21 protein-coding genes are annotated in these 21,248 nt (G+C 63.0%); 11 read left to right on the forward strand and 10 right to left on the reverse strand.

All coding sequences use genetic code 11. From position 1 onward, the window contains the following. The 8 genes from NKH35_RS22545 to NKH35_RS22580 all read left to right on the forward strand — a co-directional run. On the forward strand, positions 1–345 hold a 345-nt coding region (locus NKH35_RS22545), incomplete at its 5' end, for a formyl transferase (protein ID WP_502906992.1). A 188-nt stretch (positions 346–533) separates the two neighbouring features. Beyond that, positions 534–836: a virulence factor gene (locus NKH35_RS22550; protein ID WP_023670397.1), complete on the forward strand. Its 303-nt coding sequence runs from the start codon at positions 534–536 to the stop codon at positions 834–836. Beyond that, on the forward strand, positions 829–1,440 hold the full coding sequence (locus NKH35_RS22555; RefSeq protein WP_352916483.1) for a methylenetetrahydrofolate reductase C-terminal domain-containing protein: 612 nt from the start codon (positions 829–831) through the stop codon (positions 1,438–1,440). Before NKH35_RS22550 ends, NKH35_RS22555 begins: the two co-directional genes overlap by 8 nt. Next, positions 1,437–2,528: a methylenetetrahydrofolate reductase gene (locus tag NKH35_RS22560; protein ID WP_023744709.1), complete on the forward strand. Its 1,092-nt coding sequence runs from the start codon at positions 1,437–1,439 to the stop codon at positions 2,526–2,528. The genes NKH35_RS22555 and NKH35_RS22560 overlap by 4 nt, the downstream gene beginning before the upstream one ends. Positions 2,529–2,608: 80 nt before the next feature. Beyond that, positions 2,609–3,583, forward strand: a complete 975-nt coding sequence (locus NKH35_RS22565; protein WP_023670394.1) for a methyltetrahydrofolate cobalamin methyltransferase — start codon at positions 2,609–2,611, stop codon at positions 3,581–3,583. Further along, positions 3,534–5,663 (forward strand): ASKHA domain-containing protein, encoded by a 2,130-nt coding sequence (locus tag NKH35_RS22570; RefSeq protein ID WP_352535301.1) that lies wholly within the window; start codon positions 3,534–3,536, stop codon positions 5,661–5,663. Before NKH35_RS22565 ends, NKH35_RS22570 begins: the two co-directional genes overlap by 50 nt. A gap of 186 nt (positions 5,664–5,849) precedes the next feature. Continuing rightward, positions 5,850–6,017 carry a hypothetical protein gene (locus NKH35_RS22575; RefSeq protein WP_196813564.1) on the forward strand — a complete coding sequence of 56 codons (168 nt, stop codon included), beginning with the start codon at positions 5,850–5,852 and terminating at the stop codon, positions 6,015–6,017. A 250-nt stretch (positions 6,018–6,267) separates the two neighbouring features. Then, entirely contained in the window at positions 6,268–7,233 is a 966-nt protein-coding gene (locus NKH35_RS22580) for an alpha/beta hydrolase (protein ID WP_352535300.1), read from the forward strand. Positions 7,234–7,357: 124 nt separating this feature from the next. Here the strand turns inward: NKH35_RS22580 and NKH35_RS22585 are convergent, their stop codons facing one another. Next, on the reverse strand, positions 7,358–8,257 hold the full coding sequence (locus tag NKH35_RS22585) for a LysR substrate-binding domain-containing protein (RefSeq protein ID WP_352916485.1): 900 nt from the start codon (positions 8,255–8,257) through the stop codon (positions 7,358–7,360). Between the two features lie 202 nt (positions 8,258–8,459). Here NKH35_RS22585 and NKH35_RS22590 point away from each other — a divergent pair, with 202 nt between their 5' ends. The 3 genes from NKH35_RS22590 (at position 8,460) to NKH35_RS22600 (ending at position 10,431) form a co-directional block, all read left to right on the forward strand. Further along, positions 8,460–8,645 (forward strand): hypothetical protein, encoded by a 186-nt coding sequence (locus NKH35_RS22590; protein WP_023681786.1) that lies wholly within the window; start codon positions 8,460–8,462, stop codon positions 8,643–8,645. Between the two features lie 363 nt (positions 8,646–9,008). Then, the gene (locus tag NKH35_RS22595) at positions 9,009–9,143 is read left to right on the forward strand and encodes a hypothetical protein (protein WP_023681787.1); all 135 of its coding nucleotides are present in this window, start codon (positions 9,009–9,011) and stop codon (positions 9,141–9,143) included. A gap of 349 nt (positions 9,144–9,492) precedes the next feature. Then, on the forward strand, positions 9,493–10,431 hold the full coding sequence (locus NKH35_RS22600; protein WP_348524244.1) for a GlxA family transcriptional regulator: 939 nt from the start codon (positions 9,493–9,495) through the stop codon (positions 10,429–10,431). A 13-nt stretch (positions 10,432–10,444) separates the two neighbouring features. Here the strand turns inward: NKH35_RS22600 and NKH35_RS22605 are convergent, their stop codons facing one another. The 9 genes from NKH35_RS22605 to NKH35_RS22645 all read right to left on the reverse strand — a co-directional run bounded on the left by NKH35_RS22605 (position 10,445) and on the right by NKH35_RS22645 (position 21,224). Beyond that, entirely contained in the window at positions 10,445–11,242 is a 798-nt protein-coding gene (locus NKH35_RS22605) for an ABC transporter ATP-binding protein (RefSeq protein ID WP_352916487.1), read from the reverse strand. After that, positions 11,239–12,012: an ABC transporter permease gene (locus NKH35_RS22610; RefSeq protein ID WP_352916489.1), complete on the reverse strand. Its 774-nt coding sequence runs from the start codon at positions 12,010–12,012 to the stop codon at positions 11,239–11,241. The genes NKH35_RS22605 and NKH35_RS22610 overlap by 4 nt, the downstream gene beginning before the upstream one ends. Positions 12,013–12,102: 90 nt before the next feature. Beyond that, a complete protein-coding gene (locus NKH35_RS22615; RefSeq protein ID WP_023688106.1) occupies positions 12,103–13,053 on the reverse strand; it encodes an ABC transporter substrate-binding protein in 951 nt (316 codons plus the stop codon). A gap of 99 nt (positions 13,054–13,152) precedes the next feature. Beyond that, positions 13,153–13,998 carry a DUF1194 domain-containing protein gene (locus NKH35_RS22620; protein WP_352916491.1) on the reverse strand — a complete coding sequence of 282 codons (846 nt, stop codon included), beginning with the start codon at positions 13,996–13,998 and terminating at the stop codon, positions 13,153–13,155. 94 nt (positions 13,999–14,092) lie between these two features. Next, positions 14,093–14,917 carry a M50 family metallopeptidase gene (locus tag NKH35_RS22625; protein WP_352916493.1) on the reverse strand — a complete coding sequence of 275 codons (825 nt, stop codon included), beginning with the start codon at positions 14,915–14,917 and terminating at the stop codon, positions 14,093–14,095. Positions 14,918–15,055: 138 nt separating this feature from the next. After that, positions 15,056–17,617, reverse strand: coding sequence for a GcvT family protein (locus NKH35_RS22630; protein ID WP_352916495.1), 2,562 nt, complete (start codon positions 17,615–17,617; stop codon positions 15,056–15,058). A 154-nt stretch (positions 17,618–17,771) separates the two neighbouring features. Beyond that, positions 17,772–18,527 carry an FkbM family methyltransferase gene (locus tag NKH35_RS22635; protein WP_352916497.1) on the reverse strand — a complete coding sequence of 252 codons (756 nt, stop codon included), beginning with the start codon at positions 18,525–18,527 and terminating at the stop codon, positions 17,772–17,774. Beyond that, positions 18,524–19,759 carry a hypothetical protein gene (locus tag NKH35_RS22640; RefSeq protein WP_352916499.1) on the reverse strand — a complete coding sequence of 412 codons (1,236 nt, stop codon included), beginning with the start codon at positions 19,757–19,759 and terminating at the stop codon, positions 18,524–18,526. Before NKH35_RS22640 ends, NKH35_RS22635 begins: the two co-directional genes overlap by 4 nt. Before the next feature lie 34 nt (positions 19,760–19,793). Further along, positions 19,794–21,224 carry an aspartate aminotransferase family protein gene (locus NKH35_RS22645; RefSeq protein ID WP_352916527.1) on the reverse strand — a complete coding sequence of 477 codons (1,431 nt, stop codon included), beginning with the start codon at positions 21,222–21,224 and terminating at the stop codon, positions 19,794–19,796. Positions 21,225–21,248: the final 24 nt, after the last annotated feature.

Here is a 21,248-nt window from a genome sequence, read left to right on the forward strand (position 1 = left end):
CCCGCGGCCCGCAGCTCGCCCAATCCCCGCGGGATGCAGGGGGGGGCGGGGCCGCTGGCGGGGGGCGATCTCCATAATTCCGCCACCCCCGTGCAGGGGGGCGCCGGCGCCGTCGACACCGGCGGCGTGTTGAAACAGGCGCGCGGCAAGCCGGAGCCCGGCGACACTATTTCGAGCTATGCGTTGCGCCAGGCGGCGTTCTCGCGTGACATCTGCGTCGAGGCGGTCCGCGGTGCCTTGGACGGCAAGCTTGTCACGATCGACCCCGGCCTGCCGTCGAAACAATGGTACCATCCGACGATCTGGTTCTATCTCTGGACCGGCCTGACCAAGCGGGTTTGGTAGCCAGCCTTCCCTCGGAATCTCGCCTTTCTTTTTGCGACGTCCAATAGCGTCGCTTTTGAATGCGCGCGCGTCGTCCCATAACAAGCAGCCCCACTGCGCATCCGGCAATGCTCACACCTGCTGGACAAAGTGGTGGAGCGTCGTTTCCCTCATGGACGCACGGCGCTCTACAGGGAGTGAGAGAATTTATGGCCGATCTGATCGTCGTCTATTGGCGCGACATCCCCGCCCAGGTCATCGTCAAGAAGGGCCGGCAGAACGCCAAGCGCGAACTGCCGCTGCGCTTCACCGAGGCGATCGATATGTGCGCCATGCGCACCGGCGCCGGCGGCACCGACGATTACCTCGCCGAATGGCGCAAGGCCGATCCGATCCCGGTCGGCGACGACCTCGAAGCCGAGGTCGAGAAGGCATTCAGCGACATCGACGCGAAATACGACCGCGAGCGGCTGGTCGCTCTGGTCAAGGCGGGCGGGAAAGAAAATGTCTGACACGACTCCCGGCAAAGGGGGCCCGGCGGTGACCCAGGCCACGCAGGTCAAGAAGGCAGCGCCGAAATCCGACTACAAGCCGGCCGACGTATCGCCGCAGCGGCGCGTGCAGCGCTCGTTTGCGATCAGGCTGTGGTCGATCCGCCATTCGCGATTGCTCGAATGGTTCTACTCCAGATTCGCAGACATGTTCCTGCTGCTCCATCCGCTATGGAAAGGCCTTGGCTACGGCCGCGTCGAAGCGCCGATCAAGTTCGTTGAAAAACGCGTAAAAGGCTTCATGTTCGACTGCCGCATGTGCGGTCAGTGCATATTGTCCTCGACCGGCATGTCGTGCCCGATGAACTGCCCCAAGCAGCTGCGCAACGGCCCGTGTGGCGGCGTGCGCGCCAACGGCAATTGCGAGGTCGAGCCCGACATGCCTTGCGTCTGGGTCAAGGCCTGGGAAGGTTCGCGGAACATGGAGCATGGCGACAGGATCCTGACCGTTCAGAAGCCGGTCGACCAGTCGCTGCGCGAAACCTCGGCCTGGCGGCGGGTGACGGCGCAGTCGGCAGCGGCCCGTGAAGCCGCTGCCAAAGCCAGTACCGGAGCGGGCGCGTGATCGGCCGTCAGCGCGATGAAAACCCGGCCGGCATCCATCTGCCGCTAGATCCCCTGCCCGGCCACTCCTCGCGTGGCCGACTGGAGCGCGTGCTGCGACGCGGCGAATTCGCCGTCACCACCGAGCTCAACCCGCCCGACAGCGCCGATCCCGAAGACGTCTACAACAGGGCGAAAATCTTCGACGGCTGGGTCGACGCCATCAATGCCGTCGATGCCTCCGGCGCCAACTGCCACATGTCGTCGGTCGGCATCTGCGCGCTTTTGACCCGCATGGGCTATGCCCCGATCATGCAGATTGCCTGCCGTGACAGGAACCGGATCGCCATCCAGGGCGACGTGCTGGGCGGTGCGGCGATGGGCGTCGCCAACATGCTGTGCCTCACCGGCGACGGCGTCCAGGCCGGCGACCAGCCCGGCGCCAAGCCTGTCTTCGACCTCGATTCCATGTCATTGCTGGAAACCTGCCGCATCATGCGCGACAACGGCAAGTTCCTATCCGGCCGCAAGTTGACGACGCCGCCGCAAATTTTCCTCGGCGCCGCCGTCAACCCCTTCGCGCCACCCTTCGATTTCCGCCCGATCCATCTCGGCAAGAAGATCGCCGCCGGCGCGCAGTTCGTGCAGACGCAGTATTGCTTCGACGTGCCGATGTTCAGAACCTTCATGCAGAGGGCGCGGGACTTGGGGCATACGGAAAAAGTTTTCATCCTGTGCGGCGTCGGCCCGCTGGCTTCGGCCAAGACGGCCAAATGGATCCGCTCCAACGTGCCGGGCATTCATATTCCCGATACCATCATCAAGCGGCTGGAAGGCGCGCAGGACCAGAAGAAGGAAGGCAAGCAGCTCTGCACCGACATCATCAACGAGGTGAAGGAAATTCCTGGTGTCTCCGGCATCCATGTGATGGCCTACCGCCAGGAGGAATATGTCGCCGAGATCGTCGATGAATCGGGTGTGCTGAAAGGCCGCCAGCCATGGAAACGTGAGATCCGCCACGACGATCAGATGGTCGCCGACCGGCTCGAGAGCATACTGCACGACGACATTACCGAAACGCAGGTGGATATGGTGAAGACCGCGCACTGACAGCGCGGACGGCCAGCCATTTGCTTGAATGAAACCAGACAACGATATAAAGAAATCTTTATATCAGGCGGAGAGACTTCATGACCCGGACCATCGTCGCCTCGGCGACACGAGAGATCATCATCGGCTTCGACCAGCCTTTCTGCGTCATCGGCGAGCGCATCAACCCGACCGGCCGCAAGAAGCTGGCCGCCGAGATGATCGCCGGCAATTTCGAGACAGTCATCAAGGATGCGCTGGAACAGGCCGCCTGCGGCGCCACCATGCTCGACGTCAATGCCGGCGTCACCTCCGTTAATCCGAACGAAACCGAACCCGGCCTGCTGGTGCAGACGCTGGAGATCGTCCAGGGCCTGGTCGACCTGCCGCTGTCGATCGACTCGTCGGTCACCGCCGCCATCGAGGCAGCGCTCAAGGTCGCCAAGGGCCGCCCGCTGGTCAACTCCGTGACCGGCGAAGAGGAAAAGCTCGAAGCCATCCTGCCGCTGGTCAAGAAGTACAATGTTCCGGTCGTCGCGATCTCCAACGACGAGACCGGCATTTCGATGGATCCGGATGTGCGCTTCGCCGTCGCCAAGAAGATCGTGCAGCGCTGCGCCGATTTCGGCATTCCGGCGCATGACGTCGTCGTTGACCCGCTGGTGATGCCGATCGGCGCGCTCGGCGATGCCGGCCGCCAGGTCTTCGCGTTGCTGCGCCGTCTGCGCGAAGAGCTCAAGGTCAACACCACTTGCGGCCTGTCCAACATTTCGTTCGGCCTGCCGCACCGCCACGGCATCAACGCTGCCTTCATCCCGATGGTGATCGGCGCCGGTATGACGAGCGCTATCATGAACCCGGTGCGCCCGCAGGAAATGGAAGCCGTGCGCGGCGCCAATGTGCTCAACGGCACCGACGAGAACTGCACCAACTGGATCCGCACCTACAAGGATTACAAACCGGCCGAAGGCGGCCAGGCGGTCGCAGCGCCCACCGCCGTTAACGCTCCGGGCGAAGGCGGCGGCAATGGCGGTCGCCGTCGCGGCGGCCGTGAAGCCCGCATGGCCAGGGGATAAGCGCGCAATCGTGAACTCGCCTGCAAACATTACTGATCCGCTCGTGCTGTTCATGCCGTCAGGCAAACGTGGGCGGTTTCCCGTCGGCACACCGGTGCTCGATGCCGCGCGTCAGCTCGGCGTCTATGTCGAGAGCGTCTGCGGTGGCCGCGCCACCTGCGGTCGCTGCCAGATCGAAGTGCAGGAAGGCAATTTCGCCAAGCACAAGATCGTCTCGTCTAACGACCACATCTCGCCCAAGGGCGCCAAGGAAGAGCGCTATGAGCGCGTCCGCGGCCTGCCCGAGCGGCGCCGCCTGTCCTGCTCGGCGCAGATTCTCGGCGACCTCGTCATCGACGTGCCGCAGGACACGGTCATCAACGCCCAGACCATCCGCAAGGATGCCGACACGCGCGTCATCGCCCGCGATGCGGCAATCCGCATGTGCTATGTCGAGATCGAAGAGCCCGACATGCACAAGCCGCTGGGCGATCTCGACCGCCTCAAGATCGCCTTGATGAAGGATTGGGGCTTTAAAAACCTCGAATTCGATTTCTACCTGATGCCGCAGGTGCAAGGCATACTGCGCAAGGGTAACTGGACCGCGACCGCCGCCATCCACAAGGATGCCGAAAGCGACATCGCCCGCGTGATCGCACTGTGGCCCGGCCTCAAGAACGAGGCCTATGGCCTGGCCTGCGATATCGGCTCGACCACCATCGCCATGCATCTGGTGTCGTTGCTGTCGGGCCGCGTCGCCGCCTCGTCAGGCACCTCCAACCCGCAGATCCGCTTCGGCGAGGATCTGATGAGCCGCGTCTCCTATGTGATGATGAACCCGGATGGCCGCGAAGGCATGACGGTCGCCGTGCGCGAGGCGATCTCGGGCCTCGTCGACAAGGTCTGCGCCGAAGGCAACGTCCAGCGCAACGACATTCTGGACAGCGTCTTTGTCGGCAATCCGATCATGCACCATCTGTTCCTCGGCATCGATCCGACCGAACTCGGCGGCGCGCCCTTCGCGCTCGCCGTCTCGGGCGCGGTGCGCATCAAAGCCTCCGATATCGGCCTGAAGCTCAACCAGGGCGCCCGCCTCTATATGCTGCCCTGTATTGCCGGCCATGTCGGCGCCGATGCGGCGGCGGTGACGCTGTCGGAAGGCCCGCACCGCCAGGACGAGATGATGCTGATCGTCGACGTCGGCACCAATGCCGAGATCGTGCTTGGCAACCGCAAGCGGGTGGTCGCAGCCTCCTCGCCTACCGGCCCGGCCTTCGAGGGCGCCGAAATCTCCGGCGGCCAACGTGCCGCCCCCGGCGCAATCGAGCGCGTGCGCATCGACCCCGATACGCTGGAGCCGAAATACCGCGTCATCGGCTCTGAACTCTGGTCCGACGATCCCGGCTTCCTCGATAGCGTGCAGGCGACCGGCGTCACCGGCATTTGCGGCTCCGGCATCATCGAGATCGTGGCCGAAATGTACCTCGCCGGCATCATCACCGAGGATGGAGTGATCGACGGGTCGCTGGCCGAGCGGTCGCCGCGCGTCACGGTCAACGGCCGCACCTTTTCTTATGTCTTGAAGGAAGGTGAACCCAAGATCACCATCACCCAGACCGACGTGCGCGCCATCCAGCTTGCCAAGGCGGCGCTCTATGCCGGCACCAAGCTTCTGATGGAAAAGCAGAACACCGAACACGTCGACCGCATCCATTTCGCCGGCGCCTTCGGCTCGTTCATCGATCCGAAATACGCCATGGTGCTCGGCCTGATCCCGGATTGCGACCTCGACAAGGTCTCGGCCGTCGGCAACGCCGCCGGCGCCGGTGCGCGCATGGCCCTGCTCAATCGCGGCTATCGCCGCGAGATCGAGGACACGGTCAGCCACATCGAGAAGATCGAGACCGCACTGGAGCCGAAATTCCAGGAGCATTTCGTCTACGCCATGGCGCTTCCCAACAAGGTCGATCCGTTCCCGAAACTGTCGGCGGCGGTGAAATTGCCGCCACGCAAGACCGTCAGCGAGGATGGCGTCGCCGGCGACGCCGCCCCGCGCCGGCGTTCGCGCGAAGGCCATGCCGCCAGGCGCAGCCGGGAATAAGCCGCCTTACGAAGGCCGCCAATTCGCCCAATTTCATTTGTATGCAAATGTTTCCAGATCGCACCGATCTGGAAACCGAAACGCTGTTTTGGCGCAATCCGTCCGATACAGACGTGAAGCATTTAACGGACATCGAATGGCGGACCGGACTATTCCGCCGCCACAACGCTCCAAAGGAGAATAGAGATGTTCGAGACCCTGGGCCGTTTTCGTGCGGCCATGAAGAATGCACAGGCCGTGCGCGCCATGAACAACCTGCCACCCGAAATCCAGAAGGACATCGGCTGGCCCGTGTCGCCGCGCATCGACGCCCAGACCAACCTGTCGCGTCTGATCCTGGGCTCGGGCCGCTGATGACCTTCGCCGACAAGTGCAAATTGCTGACCAAGCGCCGGGGCCGCCGCATGGTCCCGGCTGCGACCGACATCAAGCTGCGCGCCGCGCTGCTGCCCCGGCGCTGAGCCGCGCTGCGCAGAACCGCGGACGTGGCTGATCAAACAACCGTGTTAGCTTGGGCCAGAATCTTGACATTTCGGCTGGAGGTACGATCTTCGAGATAGTGGGGAATTCTCTTAGTCGGCTGCTGCCGAGCTTGTGTATTCGAATGCCCAGTTTCAAAAGCCACCTCGTTTCCTTCATCCTCCGGCACAGCCGCAAGAAGGCATTTGCCAGCCCGGAAAACCTGCAGCGCTGGATCGCCTATGCGCGCAAGACCGAGGATCATCATCCCCCGGCATTGCTGCGGGAGCGGCTCGATATCACCGAGCGCAGCGTCGATGGCTTCCCTGTCTACGAGATCGCGCCGAAGGCCGGCGAACGCAGGCGCATCCTCTACATGCATGGCGGCGCCTATGTCTTCCAGATCACATCCTATCATTGGGGGTTGATCGCCGAGATGGCCGAGCGCTTGGGTTTCGGAATCACCGTGCCGATCTATCCCATCGCGCCGGAGCATGATTTCCACGCCATGTTCGGCATGGTCGGCGACGTCTACCGGCAGATGCTGGATGAGACCGACGCTGAAGACATCGTCTTCATGGGTGATTCCGCGGGCGGCAACATGGCCGTCGTGCTGACCATGATGGCGGCTGAGGAAGGCCTGCCCTTGCCGTCGCGCCACGTGCTGATTTCACCCGGCCTCGACATGTCGCTGTCCAACCCCGAAGTGTTCGAGGCGGAACGCAACGATCCGTGGCTCGGCATTTCCGGCGGGCTGGAAGCGATCCGCATGTACAGTGCCGGCATCGATCGCAGCGACTGGCACATCAGCCCGCTCTATGGCGACCTCTCGGTGCTGCCGAAGACCCTGCTTCTGACCGGCTCGCACGACCTGCTCAGCCCCGACAATCTGATCTTCGCCAAAAAGGCGCGCGCTGCCGGCGTCGACGTCGAGGTCGTCTACGAGGAAGGCATGTTCCACGTCTGGCCGCTGATCGAGATGCCGGAGGCGCGTCGCGCCAGGGACAGCATCGTCACCTTCCTTGAAGGTGAGCCCACCAAGCGGCGCGCAACTGCGCGGCGCACGGCGCGACCCGCTCTCGCGGCGCGCCCCGCCCAAGCAGCGGAATAGCAGAGCAATTCCAGGAAAAGTGTAAAACGGTTTTCCCGGGAAAAGCGTGTAGCGCTTTCCCTTGGGAATTGCGTCAAAACAAGGAGTTAAAGCGGCTCGCGTTTCCGTGAAACGGTGAACCGCTCTAGAACTTGCCGGTTTCGCGGAAAAGCTCGAACGTCGCGCGGATATGGTCGGCGACGGCCTTGACCGGCGCGCTGGCGTCCGGCGACACCACCATCGCCAGATTGTAGGTGCCGATATCGGGCATGCCGTCCTTCGGGCAAAGCTCGACCATGTCGTTGCCGAGGAATGACTTCGGCAGCGGCGCAACCGCGAGGTCGGACATGATGGCGGCGCGCTGGCCGGCCGTGTGGGCGCTCATATAGGCGATGCGGTAATTGCGGCCTTCACGGCTCAGCGCATCGAGCGCGCCGGCCCGCCAGGCGCAGCCCTCTTCCCACAGCGACACCGGCAAAGGCTCGCGCAGATGCGCGCTGCCGCCCTTGGCGCCGGCCCAGACGATCGGCTCGGTGAGCAGCACCTCGGCGCCGAGCGCGCTGGTCTTGTAGGAATTGGTCAGCAGCGTGATGTCGAGCGCCCGGTCGTCCATGCGACGGCGCAGATTGCTGCTCTGGTCGATGGTGACGTCGACGGCGATCGACGGATGCGACTGCGCGAAACGCTTCAGCACATGCGGCAACACGCGCTCGCCATAGTCGTCCGGCGAGCCGAGCCGCACCACGCCGACGATCTCGGGGATGATGAACTTCGACACCACCTCGCGGTTGATCGACAACCGCCGGCGGGCATAACCGAGCAGCATCTCGCCATCGGTGGTCAGCGTCACCGAGCGCGCATCGCGCGCGAAGACTGAGCGCCCGAGAATGTCCTCGAGCTTCTTGATCTGCATGGAGACCGCCGACGGCGTGCGGAACACCGCATTGGCCGCCGTGGTGAAACTGCCGGTCTCGGCAATGGCCACGAAGGTGCGCAAAACGTCGAGATCGAGCAGCGGCAGCGGATGATTGAGTGGGGCGTTCATCGGGATCGACCTTCAATTTTTCTGATGTGAAGCATCATTCCATTTCGTTTGATTGAACATCAGATTGGGAGGATAGTCAACTCCATCGAAGGCAGGACGTGCCATGGCTCCAACGCTCCTGACGCGGAATTGCACTCGATGCGGAATATCCAGGCGACGGAACGCGTTCATGCGGGACGTGCCACAACCAAAGGAGAATGAAATGTCTATCCTGTCATCCATCGGTCGGCTTGCGACCGAATTGAGCGCGGCCCGCGCCCGCTTCCAGACCGAACGTGCGATCCGCTCGCTGCCGATCGAACTGCAGAAGGATATCGGCTGGCCTGAAGCTGCCGACACCAAGACCGGTGCACGCCACGGCGTCGGATCCTGGGCTGGAGCAAAGTAAACCATTGTGTACCTTGTGCTGAAGGCCTGCCGCGCAGACCAGCCCGGCAGGCCTTCTCTATTCGCCCTGCAGGCTTTCTCCAACTTATTTGCACTCAAATGATTTTCAGAGCCGTGTCGCCGCTGCATGGCGCATATGCGTCACTTGCATGGCGCCTCAATGTCGCCGGTAACACACTGTAAGTAATCGTAAATTTTGGGCACCCTGCCCAATAATGTCGCAATCGATGTCGCATTTCCATTCAAGCGCTTCGCATTTGCGATTTAGTTTCTGCTCACACAGGCCTATATCACCGTCAGCAAACGAGCTGCCCCACTCCATCAAGCGAAGGCGACCCGTCTGAGCAACCGATAGGAGATGATGATGAAGCTTTTTGCCCGCCTCTTTGCCCGCCGCGAAATGAACCTGACGACCGCTCTCGAGCGCCAGCGCCTTGCCAATACCATGCCCGGCCAGACCGGTGCCATGAATGCGGTGCGCCTCGGTTTCGTTGCCTGAGATAACGGCTAGCGCTCAGCGCTTCCCTGCCGCTGCCGATAGTCGATAACAGCGCCGCTTCGGCTTGACCGAAGCGGCGTTTCTCGTTTTTGGCACCTATGCCGCCGCCACCATGCCCAATCCGTCGGCAGCCCGTGCCTGTCATCCCGGACGATTGCTCATTTGCGACCCATGTCGCAAATATAGTTTCCGCTTAGCCCCCTAGCCAATTGACAGGAATGGTTTTTCCTGATGTCGCTGTGCTGTTCGCGACATCCTGTTCGCGCCATGGCTGCGTGAGGTTCCCTTGAACGCCGTAAAGCATCCGATCAAGCGATCGTTTGTATTCTTCCTTGTCCCGGACTTCACCATGATCGCCTTTGCGACGGCGCTCGACCCGCTGCGCTCGGCCAACCGCATGCTTGGCTATGAGGCCTATCGCTGGCGCCTCGCCAGCATCGACGGCAAGCCGGTGCGCGCCTCCAATGGCGTCGAATGCGCCGTCAACACCTCGCTCGAGGAAGAGCGCAAGAAGATGGCCGGGCCGGATCGGCCGAACATGGCCATCGTCTGCAGCGGCATGAATGTCGAGCGCTACCAGAACAGGTCGGCCTTCGCCTGGCTGCGCGAGGAATACAACAGAGGCGTCGCCGTCGGCGGTCTGTGCACCGGCGCGCATATCCTTGCCGCCGCGGGCCTGCTCTCCAACAAGCGCTGCGCCATCCATTGGGAAAACCTGCCGGGCTTTTCCGAGGCTTTTCCGAAGGCCAATGTCTTTGCCGACCTCTTCGAGATCGACCAGAACATCTACACCTGCGCCGGCGGCACCGCCGCCCTCGACATGATGCTGAAGCTGATCGGCGACGATTTCGACGACAATCTGGTCAACCGCGTGTGCGAGCAGGTGTTGACCGACCGCGTGCGCAGCCCGACCGACCGCCAGCGCCTGCCGCTGCGCGCCCGCCTTGGCGTGCAGAATTCCAAGGTGCTGACCATCATCGAGCTGATGGAGGGCAACCTCTCCGAACCGCTGTCGCTGATCGAGATCGCCGACCATGTCGACCTGTCGCGCCGCCAGATCGAGCGCCTGTTCCGCACCGAGATGGGCCGCTCCCCTGCCCGCTACTATCTCGAGATTCGCCTCGACCGTGCCCGGCATCTGCTGATCCAGTCATCGATGCCGGTGGTCGAGGTAGCGGTCGCCTGCGGCTTCGTCTCGGCGTCGCATTTCTCCAAATGCTACCGCGAACTCTATGCCCGCTCGCCGCAGCAGGAGCGCGTCGACCGCAAGCAATTGCTGGCGGCCTGATCCGAAAACGCACTCAGGCTTCGGCGGGCTGCGCCTGTACTGTGCGCATCGCCTCGACGCGGATATCCTCGGTCAGCCGCGCCTTCAGGCCTGAGAACTCCGGGCTGGTCTTCAGCGTGTAGTGGCGTGGATGGGGCAGGTCGATGGCGACATCCGACTTGATGCGGCCTGGCCGCGCGCTCATCACGATTACCCGCGAAGCCATGAAGATCGCCTCCTCGATGTCGTGGGTGACGAACAGCACCGTCTTCTTGCGCCGCTCCCAGATGCCGAGCAGCAGTTCCTGCATCAGTCCGCGCGTCTGGTTGTCGAGCGCACCGAACGGCTCGTCCAGCAACAGGATTTCGGGGTCGTTGGCCAGCGCCCGGGCGATCGCCGTGCGCTGCTGCATGCCGCCGGACAGCTGCTTTGGCCAATGGTTCTCGAAGCCCTTGAGCCCGACGAGGTCGACATAGGAAGCGACGATCCCGTCTCGCTCCTTTTCGGCCATGCCGCGTTCGCGCAGGCCGAAGGCGATATTCTGCGCCACCGTCAGCCACGGAAACAGCGTGTAGGACTGGAACACCATGCCGCGATCCGGTCCCGGCTGCGTCACCGCGTTGCCCTCAAGCAGCACACGGCCTTCGCTCGGCGCTTCCAGTCCGGCAACGATCCTGAGCAGCGTCGACTTCCCGCAGCCGGACGGCCCCAGAATGGTGATGAAGTCGTTGGCCGCGACCGCAAGGTCGACCGGCATCAGCGCCTTGACCGGCTGCCCGCCGCGCACGCCGGCGAAGGTTCGCGAGACGCCTTCGATAAGCAACTTGCTCATGCCAAGCTCCAGGGGAAGAGCCAGCGATTGAACGCCTTGAAGGCGAAGTCGGACAACAGTCCGATCAGCCCGATGACGATGATGCCGAAGATGATCTGCCCTGTCGCCAGCCGCGACTGGCTGTTGATGATCATGTAGCCGACGCCTGAGGACGAACCGATCAGCTCGGCGACGATGACATAGGTCCAGGCCCAGCCGAGCACCAGCCGCAGCGTTTCGGCAATCTCGGGCGCATTGGCCGGCATGATGACCCGTTTGACGATACCGTTGTTGGTCGAGCCCAGCGTATAGGCCGCCTCGACCAGGTCGCGCCGCGTCGAGCCCACCTTGACCGCGACGATCAGGATGATCTGGAACACCGAGCCGACGAAGATGACCAGCAGCTTTTCCAGCTCGCCAATGCCGGCCCACAGGATGAGCAGCGGAATGAAGGCCGAAGCCGGGAGGTAGCGGGCGAAGGAGACGAACGGCTCCAGAAACGCCTCTATTGGTTTCCAGGCGCCCATGGCGATGCCGATCGGCACGGCGACGATCGACGCCAGCAGGAACCCGCCGAAGACCCGCCAGATGGTGATCAATATGTCGAGCCAGAAGCGGTCCTCGACCAGCAGCCGCCAGCCATCCCGCAGCATTGACAGCGGATCGGCGAGGAAGATGCGGTTGACGTGGCCGCCAAGCGTGATCCACGCCCAGAAGGCGACGAACAGCACGAAGAAGGAAATGCCAAGCACGGTTCGAATGCCCGGCGACACCGGATGCAAGGGGCGCATCTTCAGATCGTCCGCATCGTCAAATCATCACTTGTCCAGGAGAGAGCGACGGCCTAGGCGCCGCCGCACAATGGTCAAAGGCGAGGCCTGTCAGTTCGCCACCGCGCTGGTGTCGGCCAGCGTGGCAACATCTGGCGCTTCCTTGATCAACCCCATCTGCAGCAGAAGCTCGCCGGCGGTCTTGGAAAAGTCCTGGAATTCCTTGGTGAAGAACTGCTTGTTCTCCGCCTTGTCGGCCCATTTCAGGTATTTCGCCGAATCCTCGAATTCTTTCGCAGACTGCTTCACGTCGGCGCCCATGATCTCGTAGGATCTCTGCGGATCGCTCTTGATCAGGTCGAGCGCTTCGAAATAGCTGTCGGCCAGCGCCTTGGCGGCGTCGGGATTGGCGGTGAGGAATTCAGGCGTGCAGCCGACCGTGTCGAGCACCATCGGGTAATCGAGCGTGGTCGCCAATATGTGGCCCTGATCGGACTTGTCGCGCACCGCCGAGATGAACGGCTCATAGGTGACCGCCGCATCGTTCTGGCCGGCGAGGAAGGCTTGCGCCGCCGCATCCGGTTCCAGGTTGACGACGGTCACATCCTTGGTCGACAGGCCGTTCTTGTTCAGCACCCAGGCCAGCATGAAATAGGGCGACGTGCCCGGCGCCGAGGACGCGACATTCTTGCCCTTGAGGTCGGCGACGGTCTTGATGTCGTTGCGCACGACAATGCCGTCGGCGCCATAGGATTTGTCGAGCTGGAAGATCTGCTTGGTGGTCACCCCTGAGGCGTTCCACACCAGCCAGGTCTCGACCGTGGTGGCGGCGCATTGCAGATCGCCGCTGGCGATGGCGAGCGGCCGGCTGGCCTGCGGCACCTTCTTCAGGGTCACGTCGAGGCCATGCTTCTCGAAGATGCCGGCCTGCTTGGCGAGCGTCAGCGGCGCAAAGCCGGTCCATCCGCTGATGCCGATGGTGACCGATGTGGCAGCCTCGGCCGGCACGGATATTGCAGCCGCAAGCGCCAATACCGCGGCAGCGACGATGGTCTTGTTCATGTCGGTTCCCCTTGTTTTTTCGGATGCCGAATTGTGTCACAGACGCCCATGGGCTTGTCAATGAAACCGGCCCTTCACGGCAGCGTGATGATGCGAACGCTAACGCGCATCGAACATCCAGCTGCGGTCGCGCCACATCTTTTCGCCGACCTGGCAGTCGGTCGGCCGGTCCTGCGCCAGCACCACCGGCGGACGCCCGGCCTCCTCGCGCGCCCGTTGCGGCGAAGCGGCGCCGGCCAGCTCCAGCACCAGCTTGCGGCGGATGGCTTCGGGAAACTGCGTCCAGTCATTGACCGGGATCATGAAGGATCCGGGACCGCCGATGACGCAGTCGCTGTAGTAGCGGTCGAGATTGTTGACGTCATAGGCGCCGCCGAACCCGCCGCGCGTCATCAGCGGCAGGCCGTTGATGATGATGCCTTGCTTGACCACCGCGTCGCGGGTGATGTCGACGGGCGCGCCCTGGTTGTTGGGCCCGTCGCCGGAAATATCGATGACGCGCTTTGTCCCATGAAAACCGCTTTCGGCGAACAGATCGCTGCCGAATTCCAGCGCGCCGGAAATCGAGGTGCGCCGGGCGCTGGCCGGCGGATGGGCGGAAAGCTGCGCGGCCACCCGCTCGGCATCGGCCCGGCTGGCGATCACCGTCCACGGCACGACGACCTGCTGCGTGGTCGCACCCGCCCATTCGACATAGGTGACGGCGACCTTGCCGTAGGCGCCATCGGCGATCGCCTGCAGAACATTGTCGTGCGTCAGCGCCGCCGCATAGCCGTGACGCTGGATTTCGAGTTCGCCCGGCGACATCGACAGCGACACGTCGACGGCCAGCACCAGCTCGACGTCGACCGGCTCGGCGGCTTGAACCGGCGGCACCAGCCAGAGCCCCAGCGCCAGCGCGGCGCTGCCTGAAAGGAAATGTCGTGCGCAAGAAAAAGCAGACATACCCGAAGGTAAGCGAAAACCGGCTGCTGACAAAGCAAAAAGCCGGGACTGAGGGCTTCTACATCTAACCCCGAAACGGCGGCGCGGTTCGGCCTCATTTGTTGATGGGTCGCCCACCTTTGCCGCGCCATTCCACGTCGTCGGCTCCGGCCTTCGCCGCTTCCGGGTTTGGACGGGACTTCTTTCTGCCGATACCACGAAGCGCCCTCCAGTTCGACTTGAATGATGGCGGCAGCCACAACAGGATGCCTGCTATCGCGGCGGGCAGGATCACGGCGAAACGCAATACCGACAGCACGACACCGCAGAACCCGACGATACGCGCCGCCCGCCCCTCGCCGAAGCGCCGCGCAAGCAGATGCCGCGCGATCACCCCACCATCCAGAGGGTATGCCGGTAGAATGTTGAGGACGGCGAGTACCCCATTCAACATGGCGCCGATCCATAGCGTCCACGCAAGATAAGTCATCGGCATTGGAGGCGGCGCACTGAACAAGCTGTCCGATTCGACAGGCGCCAAAGGTTTGGCGATCAGATAATAGGAAGCAGCGAAAAACGCCGCCAACAGGATGTTGGTCAGGGGTCCGGCAAACGCAATCCACGCCCAACCATAGGACGACGTGGCGCCGCGCTTGAAGTAGGCAACGCCGCCAAACAGATAAAGCTCAATCCTGTTGGTGCCGATCCCTTGCCGGTGGGCAACCCATGTGTGCGCCAGTTCGTGCAGGAACACCGATACGAAAAACAGTGCGGCAAAGATCGATGTGTGGATCAGCGCGGTTTTGGGACGCGTCGACCACTCGTGCAGAAAGGGCAGGACAACCGGGATGGCAAAGGTCCAGCTGACGAGAACGGGGATGTTCCCATTCACGCTGAACACCAGCGCATCGCTCTTCCTGTCCCAGCCAAATCGCCGCAAGTGCTTCACTCCGCCCGAAGCGACGGTAGGCGAGAATTGTCAGCTTACAAAGAGAAAAGCCCGGCAAGGAGCCGGGCTTTCATCTGTTCGTTTTGCGTCACACCAATATGAGCGGTGCTGCCGAGAAATCGACGGCGCTCAACTCCTCGGCTTCAAATTCTCTGGATCGTAGAGCGGCTTGTAGCCGACGGCAGCCACCTCGACCGGGTAGGTCTCGCCGAAATATTCGATGGCGAACTTGCGGCCTTCCTGGGCATGGGCCCAGGGCAGATAGGCGAGGCCGATGTTCTTGCAGATGGTCGGGCCATAGGCCATCGACGTGGTGAAAGACCGGCGGCCGAGTTCGTCGACCAGCGTCTCGCCGGTCTTCGGATCCATCACCGGCATGGTGCCGACGGGATAGCGGGCAACACCCTTCGAATCGACGTTTTCCGTCATCACCAGCGTGCACAGGATCGCCGGCTGGCGTTCGCGGGCGCGGTATTCGACATGTTTGGCCTTGCCGCAGAAGTCGTTCTCCTTGACCTTCGGTCGGGCAAGGTCGGCCTCGAGCAGATTATACTCGGTCAGAAGGTCGGCGTTCTGCAGGCGCAGGCTCTTTTCCATGCGCCGAGTGTTGGCATAGGTCTCGACGCCGAACGGCATCACGCCGGTCGAGCGCAGCGCGTCCCAAACGGCCAGGCCGTCCTCGTAGCGCATGTGCAGTTCCCAGCCCTGCTCGCCGACATAAGAGATGCGGAAGGCGGTGACGTCCTTGCCGCCGATCCTGACCGGCTTGATCGCCGCGAAGGGGAAGTTCTCGAGCGAGAGACCATCCGGATTTTCGACCACTTTCTGCAGCGTCGCCCGCGCGTTCGGTCCCCAGATGCCGATGGTGACGTATTTTTCCGTCACGTCGGTGATGGTGACGTCAAAGCCTTTGTCCTGCGCGGTGCGCTGCATGTAGCGGAAGTCGCGCGGACCGGCGTCGGCGCCGTCGATCAGACGGCAGCGGTCGGCCATGCGGATGACGGTGAAGTCGGCGCGCACCATGCCTTCTTCGTCGAGGAAGTGGGTGTAGATACCCTTTCCGATATTGTTGTCGCCACCAATCTTGGCCGCGCACAGCCACTCCAGCAGCGCGACATGGTCCGGCCCTTCGATGTCGTACATCGAGAAATGCGAGAGGTTGACGATGCCGCAATCCTCGCTCATCGCCAGGTGCTCGGCATTGGACACCCGCCAGAAATGGCGGTTGTCCCATTCGTTCTCACGTATGGGAACCCGGTTGCCATACTTCTCCAGCAGATGCTCGTTGGCGGCATAGCCATGCGCGCGCTCCCAACCGCCCAGCTCCATGAAGTAACCGCCAAGCTCCTTCTCGCGCTCCCAGAACGGCGAGCGGCGGATGTTGCGACCTTTGGAGAACGGCTCGCGCGGATGCACCGCTGGATTGTAGACCTTCATCGCCGTCTCGGTGCAGCGATCCCAGATGAACTGCTCTTTCGTCTGGTGCGGATAGAAGCGCGCATAGTCGATGGCGTGATGGTCGATTTCCGTGCGGCCGTCCGTCATCCAGTCGGCGATCAGCTTGCCCATGCCGGGGCCGTCCTTGACCCAGATGGCGACGGCGTACCAGAGGCCCCTCACCTTCTGGCTCTCGCCCATGGACGGGCCGCCATCGGCGGTCACCTGCAACAGGCCGTTGAAGGAATGGCTTTCGTTGTAGCCGAGTTCGCCCAGGATCGGCGTCAGTTCCATGGCGCGCTCCAGCGGCGCCAGGATCTGCTCCATGTCGAGATCGCGCTGCGACGGCGACAGCCGCGCCTGATCCTTTTCCAGCAAATCGCGCGGATGGCAAAGACGCGGATTGGTCTCTTCGTAGTAACCCCATTCGATCTGGCCGCCTTCGGCGGTCTTGGGATCGCCGGTGTCGCGCATATAGGCCGAATTGCCTTGGTCGCGCAGCAGCGGCCAGCCGATCTCCTTGCCGGTGCCGGCGAATTGATTGTAAGGCCCGAAGAAGGTCAGCGGATGGTCGATCGGCATGACCGGCAGGTCTTCGCCGACCATCTCGGCGATCAGCCGGCCCCAGATGCCGGCGCAGACGATGACATAATCGGCCATGATCGTGCCGCGGTCGGTGACGACGCCCTTGATGCGGCCTTCCTCGACGATGAGAGATTTGGCGGGCGTGTTGGCGAAGGATTTGAGTTTCCCCGTAGCTTCCGCCTGGTCGACCAGCTTGCCGGCGACGGTCTGCGAGCGCGGGATGACCAGGCCGGCATCCGGATCCCACAGACCGCCCTGCACCATGGACTCTTCGATCAGCGGGAATTTTTCCTTGATCTCGGCCGGCTCGATCAGCCGGGCGCGGGTGCCGAAGGATTTGGCCGAGGCGATCTTGCGCTTGATCTCGTCCATGCGGCTGTCGTCGCCGACGCGCGCCACTTCGAGGCCGCCAATGCGGGCGTAGTGGCCCATCTTCTCGTAGAAATCGATGGAGTAGAGCGTCGTCCAGCAGGACAGGAAATCATGGCTGGTGGTGTAGCAGAAGTCCGAGGCGTGCGCGGTCGAGCCGATGTCGGTCGGAATGCCCGATTTGTCGATGCCGACAATGTCGGTCCAGCCGCGTTCGATCAGATGATGGGCGATCGATGCGCCGACAATGCCACCCAAGCCGACGATGACGACCTTCGCCTGTTTCGGAAACTCTGCCATTGCCGCGACTCCAAGGGGATAAAGCAGGCGCGTCCGCGCCCGTTCGAATGGCGCACAATATGCAGAGGACGTGGATGGAGCTACCGCCTGTTTGCGACACGTCGCGGATGCGACGCGACCCGGCGCGCCGGCGTGCCGCCAGTGGCGATCTATCTCAGGCGAAGGCCCAGATGTCCTCGGCCTGGAAGCCGACCTGATAGCCTGATGTCTTGAGCTTGACCACGACCTCGCCGATTTCAGCCGCCGGCAGCGCGCCGACCTCGACCTTGATCATGCCCGGACGATATCGCTTGAGGTCGAGCTGTTCGAAGACGATCCAGTCGGCGCCCTCGCAATCGACCAGGAAGGCGTCGATATGCGTGATGCCGTTGCGGTCGAGCAGCGTCTGCAGCGTTTCCGACGGCACCTCGATATCCCTCACGTGCGGCGCGAACTTGTTGAAATTGGCGTCGTCCTCGCCCCAGGCATTCTTGCCCGACATCAGATTGGTGTCGGTGACCGACGAGCAGCCGATGAACTCGATCGGCAGCGTGCCGGCCTCGAGTGCCGCGGCATCGAAAGTGTGGACGGTGATCGTGCCTTTAGTTTTTGTCACCGCGACCGGCTCGATGACGAAGCGTTCCGTATCGGGATAGTTGGCGCGCAACCGCTTCTGGTTGTACGGGATCGGCTCGACCAGCACGGCCCGCGCCCGCGGAATGCGGTGCAGCCACGGCGTGACGTCGTCGAACAGCGCGCCGTCGCAAGCGCCGACATTGACCATCTGGAAGGCTTGCCCACCGCCAAACCGCGCGTTCAGCGCCGCCTTGGCCAGGAATTTCGTGCCACGCAACGCCGGCCCGCGATCGAGCAGGCCGGCGGGCAGGCCGAGCGAAAGGGCGATGCGCGCCAGGCCGGAAATGGAACTCATGGCTTATCTCCAGGTATGGCCTGCAAGGCGATGGGCCGCCTTCCATTCAGGCTTGCCGACGCCCACAGCGCCATGATCGGGCCGACGAGCAAAAGGTAGGGCGGCAGAAGGTTCGGGAAGTAGATGCGGGTGTCGTGGATCGGAAAGACGGTGAATTTCGCCAGCACGCCGAGCACCAGCGCTGCAAGCAGGATGCCGGCGCGACGATCGAGCCGGAAGCCGGCGCGGCCGAGCGCAAGCCACCCGGCCAGCGCCAGAACCGAGACGCCGACCCAGCTGTTGATGCTGATAGCGCGAATGAAGGATGCGGCAAACGCCTTGAGATAGGCGCCAACCGAGAACGGCGGCTCGAAGCCATCCATATTGTAGTGCTGCTCGATGCTGGAGAACCACAGATGCGGCCACCAGCCGGGATGCTGCGCCCAATGCGAAATCGCGAAATAGGCGACGAAGGACGCGGCAAAGCCGGCCAGCGCGCCCCACGCCCGCTGCCGGAAGACCAGCAGCAGCACGGCGAAAATGGCCAGGAACACGATGTTGTCCGGCCGCGCCATGAAGGCCAGGAAAAGCAGGACAGCGGTCGCTGCCTCGCGGCCGCGCACATAGGCAAACAGCCCGCCGAGGAACAGGGCCGAGCACATCAGATCCGGAGTCGAGGCGCGCGCCGCGTCGCCGAAATCGGCCATGATCAGTACCGCGCCGGCCACCGGCGCCAGCGCCAGCGCGCCTTCGGTTCGCAGCCACAGCAGCGTGATCATCCCGAACAGGAGCACCGAGACCACCTGCAGCACCCGCATCGCCTCGACAGGCGACATCACCGAACTCATCGTCGAAAGAATCTCGGCGTAGAGGAACTTGATCCGGTACATGCCAAGCAGCGAGTGAAAGTCGGCGGCATTTTGCGCCATATGGCTGCGGAAACCGCCACCATCGTCGGTCAGCGTCTTGTAGTCGCCGGCCGACACGCCGGCCTGGACCGTGCTGTAGGCATAGTCATGCAATGCCTGCGCATCGGGATAAGCGCCCTCCTCGGCGATGGCGAGATAGGGCAGCATGTCCCAATTGGCGTCGGGCATCGTCAAGGCCATGAACGCCGTCAGCAGGATATAGAGCGAAAACGCGATCGCGCCGACCGGAGCCGCCCATCGCGCATAAGTCCCCTCGCCCCACGCGAGAGCGGCCGCAGTCAGCCGGTCGAGTGTGTTTTGCGGGGCGGGAGACTTGCTCAGCATTGTCGGACTCAGGACTTCGCTCAACGGACTTCTTTTAACGGACTTGGCTTTTGACGAAATCCTTGACGATTCCCACGATGCCGCGCGACAGCAGGCTGTCGAAGGCATCGACGAAACGGTCGACATGCTCGCGCTGGCAGATCAGCGGCGGCTCGAGACGGATAACGTTGCGATTGTATTCGGTGAAGGCGACGAGCACGTCATAGTCGCGCAGCAACAGCGCGCCGACGAAGCCCGACAGCGAGCCCTTCAGCTTGTCGTCGAGGACGCTGACGATCGGACGTAGCACCATCGGCAAGGTCTGCGAGAAGTCGTGGAACTCGAGCCCGACCATAAAGCCTTTGCCGCGCACATCCTTGATGATCTTCGGGTACTTCTCCTTCAGCGCCTGCAGGCGCTGCAGCAGATAGTCGCCGGTAGTGGCGGCGTTGTCGATCAGCCCCTCATCATAGAGCACGTTGATGCCCTCGATCGCGGTGACGCAGGCCTCGCCCATGCCGCCAAAGGTGGCCATGGCATGGATCATCGCCGTCTTCGGCGTGCCATAGGCCTTCATATAGACCTCGCGCCGGGCGACCATCGCGCCGACCGCCGCCTTGCCTGCGCCGAGCGACTTGGCCAGCGCCGTCACATCGGGCACGACGCCATAATGTTCGAAGGCGTAGAAGCGGCCGGACCGGCCATAGCCGCACTGCACTTCATCAGCCACCCACAGCACCCCATAGTGGTCGCAGAGCGCGCGCAATTTCTGCCAGTATTCGGCCTCGGCCTGGATGATGCCGCCGCCGCCCTGGATGGTCTCGAGTACGATGACGCCGACCTCCGGGTCGGAGCGGAACAGCCGCTCGACCGCTTCGATATCGGCGAACGGAATGCGCACGGTGTTCTCAGCCATCTTGAAGTCCGCGCGGTAGAGCTGGCCGTCGGTGATGCCGAGCACGCCCTTGGTCTTGCCGTGGAAGGAATTCTCGGCATAGACGATTTTTGGCCTCTTCGGCCCGGCGGCGCGCTCGGCGAGCTTCACCGCCGCTTCCATCGCTTCCGAACCCGACGAGCCCAGAAACACCATGTCGAGATCGCCGGGCGAGCATTTGGCGATGTTGTGCGCAAGGGCCGATGCATATTGCGACATGAAGGCGATGGCGATTTCCTGGCGCTTCTCCTCCTGGAATTTGCGCCGGGCCTCCAGGATGCGCGGATGGTTGTGGACGAAGGCCAGCGAACCGAAGCCGCCGAAGAAGTCGAGAATCTTGCGGCCGTTCTGGTCGATGTAGAACATGCCTTCGGCACGCTCGATCTTGATCTTGTGGAAGCCGAGCAGCTTCATGAAATGCAGCTGGCCCGGATTGAGATGCGCCTTGAACAGGTCGGTCATGCGCGCGACATCCATCGCCTTCGCCTGCTCGACGCTGATCAGGTCGGGCTTGGCGATGGCGGTAGGCGACAACGCCGGCGCGCCGACCATGGTGCGCGCGTTCGTCTGCTCAGG

Source organism: Mesorhizobium sp. M1143, from assembly GCF_040318435.1.
Lineage (GTDB): Bacteria > Pseudomonadota > Alphaproteobacteria > Rhizobiales > Rhizobiaceae > Mesorhizobium.

Coding starts and splice junctions, on each gene's coding strand:
- NKH35_RS22600 (WP_348524244.1), top strand. CDS start 9,493: ATGATCGCCTTTGCGACGGCGCTCGACCCGCTGCGCTCGGCCAACCGC.
- NKH35_RS22590 (WP_023681786.1), top strand. CDS start 8,460: ATGTCTATCCTGTCATCCATCGGTCGGCTTGCGACCGAATTGAGCGCG.
- NKH35_RS22580 (WP_352535300.1), top strand. CDS start 6,268: ATGCCCAGTTTCAAAAGCCACCTCGTTTCCTTCATCCTCCGGCACAGC.
- NKH35_RS22555 (WP_352916483.1), top strand. CDS start 829: ATGTCTGACACGACTCCCGGCAAAGGGGGCCCGGCGGTGACCCAGGCC.
- NKH35_RS22620 (WP_352916491.1), bottom strand. CDS start 13,998: ATGTCTGCTTTTTCTTGCGCACGACATTTCCTTTCAGGCAGCGCCGCG.
- NKH35_RS22645 (WP_352916527.1), bottom strand. CDS start 21,224: ATGGTCGGCGCGCCGGCGTTGTCGCCTACCGCCATCGCCAAGCCCGAC.
- NKH35_RS22610 (WP_352916489.1), bottom strand. CDS start 12,012: ATGCGCCCCTTGCATCCGGTGTCGCCGGGCATTCGAACCGTGCTTGGC.
- NKH35_RS22640 (WP_352916499.1), bottom strand. CDS start 19,759: ATGCTGAGCAAGTCTCCCGCCCCGCAAAACACACTCGACCGGCTGACT.
- NKH35_RS22550 (WP_023670397.1), top strand. CDS start 534: ATGGCCGATCTGATCGTCGTCTATTGGCGCGACATCCCCGCCCAGGTC.
- NKH35_RS22595 (WP_023681787.1), top strand. CDS start 9,009: ATGAAGCTTTTTGCCCGCCTCTTTGCCCGCCGCGAAATGAACCTGACG.
- NKH35_RS22570 (WP_352535301.1), top strand. CDS start 3,534: ATGGCGGTCGCCGTCGCGGCGGCCGTGAAGCCCGCATGGCCAGGGGAT.
- NKH35_RS22565 (WP_023670394.1), top strand. CDS start 2,609: ATGACCCGGACCATCGTCGCCTCGGCGACACGAGAGATCATCATCGGC.
- NKH35_RS22585 (WP_352916485.1), bottom strand. CDS start 8,257: ATGAACGCCCCACTCAATCATCCGCTGCCGCTGCTCGATCTCGACGTT.
- NKH35_RS22630 (WP_352916495.1), bottom strand. CDS start 17,617: ATGGCAGAGTTTCCGAAACAGGCGAAGGTCGTCATCGTCGGCTTGGGT.
- NKH35_RS22635 (WP_352916497.1), bottom strand. CDS start 18,527: ATGAGTTCCATTTCCGGCCTGGCGCGCATCGCCCTTTCGCTCGGCCTG.
- NKH35_RS22605 (WP_352916487.1), bottom strand. CDS start 11,242: ATGAGCAAGTTGCTTATCGAAGGCGTCTCGCGAACCTTCGCCGGCGTG.
- NKH35_RS22615 (WP_023688106.1), bottom strand. CDS start 13,053: ATGAACAAGACCATCGTCGCTGCCGCGGTATTGGCGCTTGCGGCTGCA.
- NKH35_RS22575 (WP_196813564.1), top strand. CDS start 5,850: ATGTTCGAGACCCTGGGCCGTTTTCGTGCGGCCATGAAGAATGCACAG.